Origin of the sequence: Phaeodactylibacter luteus (assembly GCF_007993045.1) — a bacterium.
In the GTDB taxonomy this organism is placed as follows: Bacteria; Bacteroidota; Bacteroidia; order Chitinophagales; family Saprospiraceae; genus Phaeodactylibacter; species Phaeodactylibacter luteus.
This window is the reverse complement of record NZ_VOOR01000027.1, coordinates 68,779-81,407: the sequence shown is the minus strand read 5'-3', so window position 1 is coordinate 81,407 and position 12,629 is coordinate 68,779. Positions and strand designations below refer to the sequence as shown.

The following is a 12,629-nucleotide window of genomic DNA, read 5'->3' as shown; positions in this document are numbered from 1 at the left end:
ATGTCAACTACGATAAGTTCCATATTGAGTTGGGCAACACGCTTACAGAGCCTAAGCTGCACGATGAAAAGCCTTTTGATGCTATCGTGTCTAACCCGCCCTACTCCGTAAGGTGGATTGGCAGCGACGACCCTACCCTTATCAATGACGACCGTTTTGCCCCGGCTGGTGTTTTAGCGCCCAAGTCCAAAGCAGATTTCGCCTTTGTGCTGCATGCCCTGAGCTATTTGTCCAGTAAAGGAAGGGCAGCCCTCGTCTGCTTCCCCGGCATCTTTTACCGGGGCGGGGCGGAACAGAAAATCAGGAAGTACCTGGTCGATAACAACTATGTGGAATCGGTGATCGCGCTCGCGCCTAACCTCTTCTACGGCACTTCCATTGCCGTGAATATTTTGGTGCTGTCCAAACATAAGACGGATACCACAACCCAGTTCATAGATGCCACCGGTGAAGAGTTCTTTAAGAAACAGACCAACAATAATGTGCTGACGGATGGCCACATTAAGCAGATCATGGGCATGTTCGATACCAAAGAAGAGGTCGATCATGTCGCCACCACCATAGACAACAGTAAAATTGCCGAAAACGACTACAACCTCTCCGTCAGCTCTTATGTAGAGCCTAAAGACACCCGGGAGCAAATTGACATCGATGAACTCAACAAAGAGATTGCGGCTACGGTGGGCAAGATCAATGTGCTGCGGGCAGATATTGATGCGATCGTAAAGGAGATTGAGGCATGAGCAAGGAAGTAATCATCTATAAAAGTGCGGACGGACTTTCTGAGCTTTCGGTACATCTGGAGAATGAAGATGTCTGGCTAACCCAAAAACAGCTCGCTGAACTGTACCAGGCAGCCAAATCAACCATAAGTGAACACATTAAAAATATCTATACAGACGAAGAACTGACCCCTGAAGCAACTGTTCGGAAAATCCGAACAGTTCAAAAAGAGGGGGACAGAGCGGTAACACGCAATCTGGATTATTACAATCTGGATATGATTATAGCCTTGGGGTATAGGATCAATTCAAAAATTACCACGCGCTTCCGGCAGTGGGCTACTGCTCGACTTAAAGAGTACATCATTAAAGGCTTCACCATGGCCGACTACGTACGCGAGTTGGATACGATTTTGGCCTCTGCGGGGCGCAAAGTTTTAGATAATGCCGGCAAAGTATCCAGTGCGCAGGCTAGGGAAAAGGCGAAGGCAGAATACAAAAAGTATAAAGCCAAAACGCTGAGTGAGGTGGAAAAGGAGTATTTGGAGACGATTTCGAACTAGGAAAAGAAAGTTAAAAAAAAGGGCAAGAATGAGTAGAGCAGGTTTTGTTTATATCATGACTAACAAGAATAGAACCACCTTATATATTGGTGTCACCAACGATTTGTGCCGTAGGATTTACGAACACAAAAATCATCTGGTGGAAAATGCATTCACCGATAAATATAATCTGGAATACTGCATTTATTATGAAGAGTACCCCTACTTTGACTTGGCCATAAAGCGAGAAAAAGAGCTTAAAAAGTGGAACCGCCAAAAGAAGGAGGCACTCATCAACAGGAAGAACCCTGAATGGAAGGTACTAGCGACTGAAAAGGGATTTATGCATAAACAGGTTCCTTTCGCGCAACAAGTGGCGGACCTGCTAAGAGAATTGGAGGAAAACCAGGAGATTCCTCCCTGCAGTGGAAATGACACTCCTTCTTGATTTGCAGGGGATTAATTCTAGGCTGGAGATCCCTCCCTTCGGTCGGAATGACAACTCGCTTTGCGGGGAAGAGTGGGCATAAGCTAGCGGCTCTCTGCAGCCGCTAGCTTATGCCCCTCCCCAAAAAAAGGCGTCATTTCGAGCGAAGCGAGAAATCTAAACCATAAAAAAGGAGACAAAAAACAATGAGTAAAGCACCAAATACAAAGGGCGACCGGCGGCTGCCGTTTATAGAGAAGTTGCTGGATGGGGCTGAGGTGGAGTGGAAAGCGCTGGGGGATTATACCGATTACGAACAGCCAACAAAGTATCGGGTAAAGTCAAAATTTTATAATGATGATTTTAAGACACCTGTTCTAACTGCCGGCAAGACCTTCATTCTTGGGTATACTAATGAGGAAGATGGGATTTATAAAGCATCTGAAGCGCCTGTAATAATTTTTGATGATTTTACTACCGCTAATAAATGGGTTGATTTTGATTTTAAGGTCAAGTCATCAGCGATGAAGATAATTACATCCAAGGATGAATCTAAGGCTTTATTAAAATATATCTATTATTGGTTGAATACAGTTCCCAGTGGTTTAGTAGAGGGTGACCACAAACGGCAATGGATTAGTAATTACTGCAACAAAGAATTCCCCATCCCCTGCCCAAACGACCCCGAGCGGTCCCTTCAAATACAGCAGGAAATCGTCCGCATCCTCGATACGTTCACCGAGCTGACGGCGGAGCTGACGGCGGAGCTGACGGCGCGGCGGAAGCAGTATGCGTATTATCGGGAGCGGTTGTTGAGCTTTGAGACCACGAACGACACGAAAGGCACGAACGTGGTGTGGAAGGCTTTGGGGGAGGTGATAACACTTCAGCGAGGCAAGAGACTTGTAAAAAGCCAGTTAGACGATACAGGTGAATATGCAGTTTTCCAAAATAGCATGACGCCTTTAGGATATTACAGCGAGAGTAATGTTAAAGCTGGTACTACATTTGTTATTTGTGCTGGTGCTGCTGGTGAGATTGGTTATAGCGATGTTGATTTTTGGGCAGCAGATGATGTTTACTACCTGATAACACCAGAAAATATAAATAGCAAATATGTCTACTATTTTTTATGGACACAACAACATAAGATATTGGGGCAAGTTCGCCGTGCAAGTATACCTAGACTTGCAAAATCAGCATTGGCTAGACTTGTTTTGCCCATCCCACCCCTCGAAGAACAGGCCCGCATCGTCTCCATCCTGGATAAATTCGATACGTTGACCACTTCCATCAGCGAGGGGTTGCCGAGGGAGATTGAGCTGCGGGAGAAGCAGTATGAATATTATCGGGATTTGTTGTTGAGCTTCCCGAACACAGACCACGAAAGGCACGAAAGGCACGAAAGGCACGAAAATTAAAAGGCGCAAAAAAGTAGGGTGCGTCTTTGTTCGTCCATTTTGCCTCATTAGAGGTAATAATCTAACACGTTATGAGTGACCGAATCATATACAAAGCAGAAGGTTATGCAATACAGGGTGCCATATTTGAAGTCTATCGGGAAATGGGCTGCGGATTCCTGGAGACGGTTTATCAGGAGTGCCTGGAAAGAGAACTGACCTCGCGTCAAATTCCTTTCATCGCCCAGGCAGAGCTGCAATTGTCCTATAAAGGTGAGGCGCTGCAACAAAGATACCGGCCCGACCTGATTTGTTACGGAAAAATCATCGTAGAACTAAAAGCCGTGAGGCAAATCGCTCCGGAACACCAGGCGCAACTCCTCAATTATCTCAAAGCAACGAATATGAAACTAGGGTTACTTGTTAACTTTGGAAGCTACCCCAAAGCAGACATCGTCAGACTCGCCCTGTGGTTTTTCGTGTATTCCGTGCCTTCCGTGGTAAAGAAACAAACACGCCCTGCATTCCGTGTCCTTCATGGTTAACCAACGAAACATGCCAAACTACAACACCATAGCAGAATCCAACCACTTTATCGTACTTGAGCACTACACCAAGTACTCAGAAGTTCATGAGACCCCCGCGGTTTACCAATCAGAGGCAGCACTGGAACGGGAACTCATACAGGATCTGGCCAATCAGGGTTATGAACACCTGCCCAAACTCAATACCGCTGAAGCCATGCTGGCCAACGTCAGGGCCCTGCTGCAGGAGTTGAACGACATGGCCTTTACGGATAATGAATGGGCTCGTTTCGTTGAGGAATATTTGGACCGGCCCGGAGAAAACCTGATTGATAAGACCAGGAAAATACACGATAATTATATACATGACTTCGTCTTCGATGACGGGCACATACAGAACATATACCTCATAGACAAGCAGCAGATTGCCCGGAATAAGGTGCAGGTGATCTCACAGTTTGAACAAAGGGGCACCCACGCCAATCGGTACGATGTCACGATACTGGTCAATGGCTTGCCTTTGGTACAAGTCGAGCTAAAAAAGCGGGGCGTGGCCATCCGGGAAGCGTTCAATCAGGTACACCGTTATACCAAAGAGAGTTTCAACAAGGAAAACTCCCTCTTCAAATACCTGCAGCTGTTTGTGATCTCCAACGGTACCGACAGCCGGTACTTCGCCAACACCGTGGAGCGCAATAAGAACAGCTACGACTTTACCATGAACTGGGCCAAGGCAGACAATAAGCTGATCAGGGATTTGAAGGATTTCACGGCTACCTTTTTCCAGAAAAACACGCTGCTGCAGGTGTTGCTGCATTACTCTGTTTTTGATGTCAATGATGTCCTGCTGATCATGCGCCCCTATCAGATTGCTGCTACTGAGCGGATTTTATGGAAGATCAGGAGTGCCTATGAAGCCAAAAAATGGGCAACCACAGAAGGGGGCGGCTACATCTGGCATACGACCGGATCGGGTAAAACCCTGACGAGCTTTAAAGCCGCCAGGCTGGCTACCGGGCTGGATTTTATTGATAAGGTATTCTTTGTGGTAGACCGTAAAGATTTGGATTATCAGACCATGAAAGAGTACCAGCGCTTTTCTCCGGATAGCGTGAATGGGTCCGATAGCACGGCGGGCTTAAAAAGAAACCTCAACAAAGACGACAACAAGATCATCGTCACGACCATTCAGAAGCTGAACAACCTGATGAAAAGCGAGCGCGATCTGCCGGTATACCAGCAGCAAGTCGTTTTCATTTTTGATGAAGCCCACCGTTCGCAGTTTGGCGAAGCCCAAAAGAACCTGAAGAAAAAGTTCAAAAAGTACTATCAGTTTGGGTTTACCGGCACGCCCATTTTTCCGCAAAATGCACTGGGTGCGGATACCACAGCCAGCGTATTTGGGCGCGAACTGCACTCCTACGTTATTACGGACGCCATCAGAGACGAGAAAGTGCTTAAGTTTAAAGTCGACTACAATGATGTACGGCCGAAGTTCAAAGGCATTGAAACAGAATTGGATGAAAAGAAACTGACGGCAGCGGAGAATAAAACCGCCTTGCTGCACCCCACACGGATCAAAGAGATTTCGGAGTACATCCTGCAAAATTTCAGGATAAAGACCCACCGGACACAAGGGGGCAACAAAGGCTTCAATGCCATGTTTGCCGTCAATAGCGTAGATGCCGCGAAAAGCTACTATGAGACTTTAAATAAGCTGCAGGCCGATAGCGAAAAGCCACTGAAAATAGCCACCATCTTCTCCTTCGCCGCCAACGAAGAGCAAAGAGCCATAGGGGAAATAGCCGACGAAACCTTTGAGCCCTCTGCCATGGAGCTGAGTGCCAAAGAGTTTTTGACTGCGGCTATTCAAGACTACAATGCCCTGTTCAAGACCAGCTTTGGTGTGGAAAGCAAGGAATTTCAAAACTACTATCGGGACCTTGCCAAACGGGTAAAGAACAAAGAAGTGGACTTGCTGATTGTCGTCGGCATGTTCCTCACCGGCTTTGATGCGCCTACGCTGAATACCCTTTTTGTAGATAAAAACCTGCGGTATCACGGCTTAATGCAAGCCTTCTCACGCACCAACCGGATATATGATGCCACTAAAACCTTCGGCAATATTGTCACCTTCCGGGATTTAGAAAAAGCTACCATCGATGCTATTACGCTGTTTGGAGACCGGAATACCAAAAATGTAGTACTTGAGAAGAGCTACAAAGAGTATTTGGAAGGCTTCACAGACATCGCTACCGGCAAAGCCCGCCGGGGGTATATAGAAGTGGTTAACGAGTTGAATGAAAAATTCCCCGACCCGGACGAGATCATCAGGGAGAGCGATAAGAAAGAGTTTGTCAAGCTCTTCGGCGAGTATCTACGGGTAGAAAACATACTTCAGAATTACGATGAGTTCACCCACCTAAACGCACTGCAAGACATTGACCTCAACGATACGGAAGCCGTTGAAGCCTTCAAGGAAACCTACTTCGTGACCGATGAGGACATCGCCATCATGCAAACAATAGAAACCTTGCCAGAGCGTACCGTACAAGACTACCGATCCACCTACAACGATATCCGCGACTGGCTGCGCCGGGAGAAAAAAGGCAAAGAAACAGAAGAATCAGGCATCGACTGGGATGATGTCGTATTTGAGGTTGACCTGCTCAAGTCACAAGAGATCAACCTGGATTATATCCTGGAGTTGATATTTGAGCACAACAAGAAAACGAAAGACAAGGCTTCGTTAGTGGATGAAATCCGGCGCATCATCCGCGCAAGCATAGGCAACAGAGCAAAGGAAAGCCTCATCGTAGACTACATCAATGAAACCAACCTGGACTCCATTCCGGACAAGGCGGGCATCATGGAATCGTTCTTTACCTACGCACAGGAAAGGCAGAAAAGCGAAGCCACCGAGCTGATAACTGAAGAAAACCTGAACGTAGAGGCAGCCAGGCGTTACATTGCCACCTCCCTGAGGCGCAGCTATGCCAGTGAAAACGGTACAGAGCTCAACGCACTTCTACCGAGAATGAGCCCCCTGAACCCTCAGTACCTGACCCTCAAGCAGCGTGTCTTCCAAAAAATGTCTGCCTTTGTGGAGAAGTTTAAGGGGATTGGCGGGGAGATATGAGTGGATTGATGGCCTAGCTTTTCCGCCAAAACCCGAGCTACAAGATAATTGGGCTAACAACCAGATTGGCTTTTTTTACCGTAAAGAGGGGCCTGCCCCTGCCCAATGGCAGGCGCCGCTATGCTCCGGGGCTCGCTATCCGCTCGGCCCTGTCGGGCTTGCCACCCCTGCGCAGCGCTAGGCCAATGCCAAGCTAGTGGTCTGTCAAGTGTTAATTTATGGGTTGAGTGGGAGCGAATTTTGAGGCTAAATCAAGGCGGATGTTCCCGCGCATAGCAGCGCTACGTAAGGGGTTGTCCAACGAAGAGTAGCCTCAAAAATCCCCGCAGGCAACCCCTAGTTTTAGCCTTGACAGACCACTAGAGCCCCAAAAGCATATCATATCCACGAGCGCACTGCGTAAGCGGGTTTACGCACAAAATTAACACCCTTGACCTTTGAACTTCAGAAAGGCTAAACCAGGCCCATTAATTTATGGAGAAAACAATGCTGTTTCCCAAACTAAAAAAATCAAATTCAGCTGTCCTAAGGATTGGGTTAAGTTAAGGCTACCCCAACCTCTACTCAGACGGCATGCCCAGGTGCCGGTCAAAGTATTCGATGATCTTGCCAAACAGATAGCGGTCGTAGTGCCGTTCACGGCTCCATCCATGCGTCGCACCCGGTGCAAACGCAAAATCGAAGTCCTTGCCTTGTTTAATCAGTTCTTCCGCTAGCACGGCTGTCGTCTTGAAGGGGACCACATGGTCCTGCATGCCGTGGATAAACAGGAGTTTGTCCTCCAGATTCGCCGCATAGTTGAGCGCTTTCCTTTCGAAGATCTCCGGGTGGGCCTGTGGGGTACGAACTATCGCCACGTCGTCCGTGCCAAAGAACGCCGGGTCAACCGCCGCCGCTGCCGCAACGCCTACCTGAAACAAGCCCGGCTTCATCAACAGCGAATAAACGGATAATGTGCCACCGTAGCTGCTGCCCCAGATGCCGATGCGGTCGGGATCGACATAATCCAGAGACTCCATATAGGCAACGGCACTCGCATAATCCTCAATGTCCTGGCCGGCAAAGCCCAACAGGAATTCTTCACGGAATGCCCGGCCATATCCGTTGCTGCCACGTGAATCCACCTGCACGATGACATATCCCTTCATAGCCAAGAACTGCTGTACGAGGCTGTAGTTGCCGGCCCAGCGGTTCCTCGCTGTATTCGAATACACAGGCCCAAACAGCACCGGATATTGCTTACCGGGCTGCATGTTGGCAGGTTTCAGAATCCGGGCGTGCAAGGTGTAGTCATCCACAAGACTGGGGAAGCTGACGTATTCCGCAGCCGCCCAGGCCCGCTCCGTGAAGGCGGGCAAGGGCGAGTGGGTTATCCGCACAGCCTCGCCACCTCCGCTGCTTGCCACGTAAAGCTCAGGCGGCGAAGTGTCGTGGCTGTGCATGAACACCAGGTGCTGCCCATCCGGTGAGGGATAGCCATCGTTGCGCCCCGGAAGACGAGTTACCTGCTCGGGGCCGCCACCGGACAGATTCAGGCGGTACACGTGCTGTTCGTACGGATTAACGCCGTTGCCTGCATAAAACAGTGCGTCACCAGCAACACTGGGGGCGGACAGCACATCGTAGGATGGATCGGTCAGGAGCTGCGGACGATCTCCAGATGGTGAGGCATCGATGGTATAAAGGCCGTAGCGATCGCCCATATCGCTTAAGAAAATGGCCTGCTTTCCTTCCGGATCCCAGGCAGATCCAAAAGATGTGTACATGCGGCTCTCGCGAACACCTCGCCAAATCTCGCGCACCTGCCTTTCTCCGGGTGCAACGACAAACAGCTTGCGTTCAACCGCCGTGTCGGATGCGGTATCAACCAGCAGCGCACCGTCCGGTGACCAGTTGAAGTCGATGACCTGATTGGCGGCCGGGCCTGGCAAATCGAGGTACGTAATGTTACCGCTTTCCACATCGAGCAGGCCCACCCTGCGTATCTCGTTGGGATCGCCCGGATAACCTCGGCGGACCTCGTTGGGGTTGGTTTCGGCAGCGAGGTAATCCGGGAAGGGCACCTTTCGCATCTCGCGCCGGTCAACGACATGAATCGCGATGGCCTGGCCATCCGGGGACCACTTGTACGTTGGGCCGCTCCAGATGCCCGGCCCGATTTCACGTTCCGGCCGGCTGTAGCGCCCCTTCGGCAAGTCCGAGAGACTGGCGATGCCGATCTCAGTGAGCTGCCGGTTCTGTTTGGAAGCGAAGTCAGCCAGCCACAGGTCACCGTTGCTGATATACGCCGCCTGCCTGCCATTTGGCGATATCGACAGGTTATGTGCCCCTGCCTCTACGGGCATCAGCTGGATATCCTCTCCCTGGCTCAGCGATGTCCGCCATAGGTGGCCACCTCGCAGGCTCAGGATGGTGTTCGCGTCGGCCCAGGCCATATCGCGCACGGGCGCGGAGGCTGTATCGGAATGCAGGCGCACCTCCTTTCCATCGCTTGTGGATACCCAAAGGCCGCGCCCGGGATTTCCTGGTTCACTCCAAGAAAAGGCGAAGTGCTTGCTGTCCGGTGCCCACACAGGCCGGGACGGGGTTGTTCCCGTCAGTTTTGGCGTTGCGAACAGGTCATCAAGTGTGAGCTCACCTTCCTGTGCAATACCTGCTGCATGCATCGCCATCAGTAAGCCAGCTACTAACCCTATTTTCCAAAAACAGTTCTGTTGCATGTCTTTGCTTTTAGTAGACTTTATCCGAAATCATTTTATATGGCAGAAAAATAGTTTTTGGTTTTCTTGCCACCTCTTCCTTCGCGTATGACCGTAGCCTCCCGCCTTGCGGGATAGGTTTCGAAAAAACCACCTCCTCAATTTTCGCTTTTTCTGGCTCTACGCTAAATCGTGTGGGCAAAGCAAAAAGCGGTTCAATTTGGCGGATGAAAAATAGGGAACTATTCGCGATGGCCTTGGGTATCGGGCAAGTTTTGGGGCCTATTATTGGTTTGTCTTGGGGGAATGTAGGGGTATTTTCAATATTTTGACTGATGCCGTCCTTACAGGACTGATGCCAGCTTATGGCCTTTCAACAATCTGACGATTGTCGGAAAGGATTATCGTCCCTCTGGGACTGGCGCAGGCCAAATTGTCGTTTTTTTTGGGGCTTGCCCCCTGATGCCGTCCTTACAGGACTGATGCCAGCTTATGGCCTTTCAACAATCTGACGATTGTCGGAGAGGATTATCGTCCCTCTGGGACTGGGCGCAGGCTAAATTGTCGTTTTTTTGGGGCTTGCCCCCTGATGCGTCCTTACAGGACTGATGCCAGCTTATGGCCTTTCAACAATCTGACGATTGTCGGAGAGGATTATCGTCCCTTTGGGACTGGCGCAGACCAAATTGTCGTTTTTTAGGGCTGCCTCCTGATGCCGTCCTTACAGGACTGATGCCAGCTTATGGCCTTTCAACAATCTGACGATTGTCGGAAAGAATTATCGTCCCTCTGGGACTGGGCGCAGGCTAAATTGTCGTTTTTTGGGCTTGCCCTTTCAACAATCTGACGATTGCCGGAAAGGATTATCGTCCCTCCGGGACTGGGCGCAGGCCAGATTGTCGTTTTTTGGGCTTGCCCTTTCAACAATCTGACGATTGCCGGAAAGAATTATCGTCCCTCTGGGACTGGCGAAGGCCAAATTGTCTTTTTTGGGCCTGCCCTGATGCCGTCCTTACAGGACTGATGTCAGCTTATGGCCTTTCAAACAATCTGACGATTGTCGGAAAAAATTATCGTCCCTCTGGGACTGGCGAAGGCCAAATTGTCTTTTTTGGGCCTGCCTCCTCCGCAAGGATAGGGGCCTGCCCCTGCCGCAAGGAAGGCTCCAACGGGCAGGCGCCGCTATGCTGCGGGGCTCGCTGTCCGCTCGGCCCCTCGCCCTACAGGCGTCGGGTCTGGCCTTCGGCCACCCCTGCGCAGCGCTAGGCCAAAGCACCGGATATCCCAATAGCCTTGTTCGCCACCCCATTTTCGATCAAAGGGGCATCAGTGCTATTTACTCCTGAGGCAACAACACAACAGACAACGATCAAACACAAACACATCTCATTCAAAAACCATGAAGTACATTGCCAAAAGCCTCCCCAAAAAGGGGAAAATAAAAAATGGAGACCACTTCAGTTTTTACGAAGACGAGCGGATACAGCTTGCCTGTGTGGCAGACGGCGTAGGCGGGAATGCCTGCGACTGGAAAGCATCGGAACAAGCCTGTGAAGACCTGGCCTATTTTTATAAGAATGAATTTGCAGATCTAGGCGTGCGGGAAGGCATCGCACAGAGCCTGAGGAAGACCTACGCCAAAATATACTGGACCAAGGGGCCGTGCGAGGGCATGCTGACCACCCTAGTGTCCGTAGCCATTGACCGGCAGGCGGGGGAATATTTCTACTTTGGGATTGGCGATAGCCTGATCCTCAAATTTGAAGAGGGCAAGATTGAAGAGCTGACCCCGGAATGCGGATTCAGGATACAGCCTGACTTACTGCCATCCAGGGTGAAAAGCGGGGGGCCGTTAAGGGAAGGCACTTGTTTTGCGCTCATGTCTGACGGGATCTCAACGAACCGGAAAAACTACAGGCAGGAAGTAGCCCTCGTTTTGGGCTCCGAAGACTGGGAGAGCAAATTTGAAGAAATCATGGCCCTCAACCAAGTCACTCAATTTGATGATATGACGCTCCTGCTGCTGAAGGGCTGATTGGAACCGGCGGACAGATAGCCCATACTGATTTTCATCCGGCAGCCGCACAGTGCCCCATGCTCTATTTCATCCAGGCTCCACACCTCCCCTGCCAAGTTAGCCAAGCGCTTGCGGAACACCTCCGGGGCGACATGCCCCCGCCTCCTCAACAACAAGGAGGAAGCATGGCAGAAGTTTATCCAAAAATGCTTTCCGCTCCGGTGCGCTGAGCAGCAGCAAGCTTTGCAGCGGGCAGTCCTGCAAAGCTTGTTCCAATTTGGAAGTGGCTGCTGCCCGCCCAGGGCCAGCAGCAGCTGTGCAGATAAGCACAGGCTTCGTACCTGTAAAGGCCTACTGCTTTGTGCCGGGCGCGGGGAAAGTAATGCTCCACATCCCCCTTAGATCGCCAGCGGCGTAGCCGATGGCCTCATCTTCAGGGTAAAGCGTCTTTATGGTTTCGTAATCGCTTTCAGCCAGCGCCCCCCCGAGGTCGCCGTGGCACTTCAGGCACAGCTCCTGCGTCAGGATAGGAGCATAAAAAGCGACTTCCCCATTTTCCAGCTGACGGACTTCAGGCCCAAGTTTGCCGCCTGCAGCCTTGCGTTCGTGGTAGGCCGCCAGCATCGCTGCCTCCCGCTCGTTGGGGGCATCGGCCGGGTTCCTCAGTTTCTGACTTACCCGGCGGATCTGAGCGCCATAAACAACAGACATACTGTCCACCAGAGGGTAAGCCGCTGTATTGCAGTAAGTAGCGGCATGGGCGACACCACCTGCTTGCATGGCCTGTTTGAGCTGCCCGCTCAATACACCAAAAGTGGTCAGGGCAATGTCCATGCCCTGCTTCTTGTACTGAGCAGTATCCAGCACCGGTGCCTCCGATGCTGCCGCCGAACCGCTTTCGCCCGGTGCCGGCTGACAGCCCCATGCGCCAAGAGCCAATAAGGCCAACGCCAATAAACGTACATTAAAATTCTTCATGATATAAGGTTTAAGGTTAACAATCCAGGGCTATGCGAGCGCTCCGCCTGCACCCTGAGGTAAGAGCGTGTTGGGACTTTAGTAATCGGTCTATCCTGCTAGACAGCGGAACACTTTTTCGCTTATACTTCGCCCCGAAAATCCCAACACGCTCTAAGAAAGATAAAAAGAATAGCGCTGC

At 50.6% G+C, this 12,629-nt stretch carries 9 protein-coding genes; 7 read left to right on the top strand and 2 right to left on the bottom strand.

The features are described from left to right. From FRY97_RS13465 to FRY97_RS13440, 6 genes are all read left to right on the top strand, one after another. On the top strand, positions 1-743 hold a 743-nt coding region (locus FRY97_RS13465; protein WP_147168069.1), incomplete at its 5' end, for a type I restriction-modification system subunit M. Then, entirely contained in the window at positions 740-1,285 is a 546-nt protein-coding gene (locus FRY97_RS13460; protein WP_147168068.1) for a virulence RhuM family protein, read from the top strand. The genes FRY97_RS13465 and FRY97_RS13460, both read left to right, overlap by 4 nt. Before the next feature lie 28 nt (positions 1,286-1,313). Then, complete coding sequence (locus FRY97_RS13455) at positions 1,314-1,712, top strand: GIY-YIG nuclease family protein (protein WP_147168067.1); 399 nt, start codon at positions 1,314-1,316, stop codon at positions 1,710-1,712. Positions 1,713-1,897: 185 nt separating this feature from the next. Then, the gene (locus tag FRY97_RS13450; protein ID WP_147168066.1) at positions 1,898-3,112 is read left to right on the top strand and encodes a restriction endonuclease subunit S; all 1,215 of its coding nucleotides are present in this window, start codon (positions 1,898-1,900) and stop codon (positions 3,110-3,112) included. A gap of 71 nt (positions 3,113-3,183) precedes the next feature. Then, positions 3,184-3,636 (top strand): GxxExxY protein, encoded by a 453-nt coding sequence (locus tag FRY97_RS13445; RefSeq protein WP_147168065.1) that lies wholly within the window; start codon positions 3,184-3,186, stop codon positions 3,634-3,636. 10 nt (positions 3,637-3,646) lie between these two features. Beyond that, a complete protein-coding gene (locus FRY97_RS13440; protein WP_147168064.1) occupies positions 3,647-6,754 on the top strand; it encodes a type I restriction endonuclease subunit R in 3,108 nt (1,035 codons plus the stop codon). 560 nt (positions 6,755-7,314) lie between these two features. Here the strand turns inward: FRY97_RS13440 and FRY97_RS13435 are convergent. Beyond that, positions 7,315-9,474 (bottom strand): prolyl oligopeptidase family serine peptidase, encoded by a 2,160-nt coding sequence (locus tag FRY97_RS13435; RefSeq protein ID WP_147168063.1) that lies wholly within the window; start codon positions 9,472-9,474, stop codon positions 7,315-7,317. Between the two features lie 1,378 nt (positions 9,475-10,852). Between FRY97_RS13435 and FRY97_RS13425 the strand changes: the two genes are divergently transcribed. Then, entirely contained in the window at positions 10,853-11,488 is a 636-nt protein-coding gene (locus FRY97_RS13425) for a protein phosphatase 2C domain-containing protein (protein ID WP_147168061.1), read from the top strand. A 333-nt stretch (positions 11,489-11,821) separates the two neighbouring features. On the opposite strand, the gene FRY97_RS13420 is transcribed toward FRY97_RS13425, so the two are convergent. After that, on the bottom strand, positions 11,822-12,448 hold the full coding sequence (locus tag FRY97_RS13420; protein WP_147168060.1) for a Tll0287-like domain-containing protein: 627 nt from the start codon (positions 12,446-12,448) through the stop codon (positions 11,822-11,824). Between the last annotated feature and the right edge of the window lie 181 nt (positions 12,449-12,629).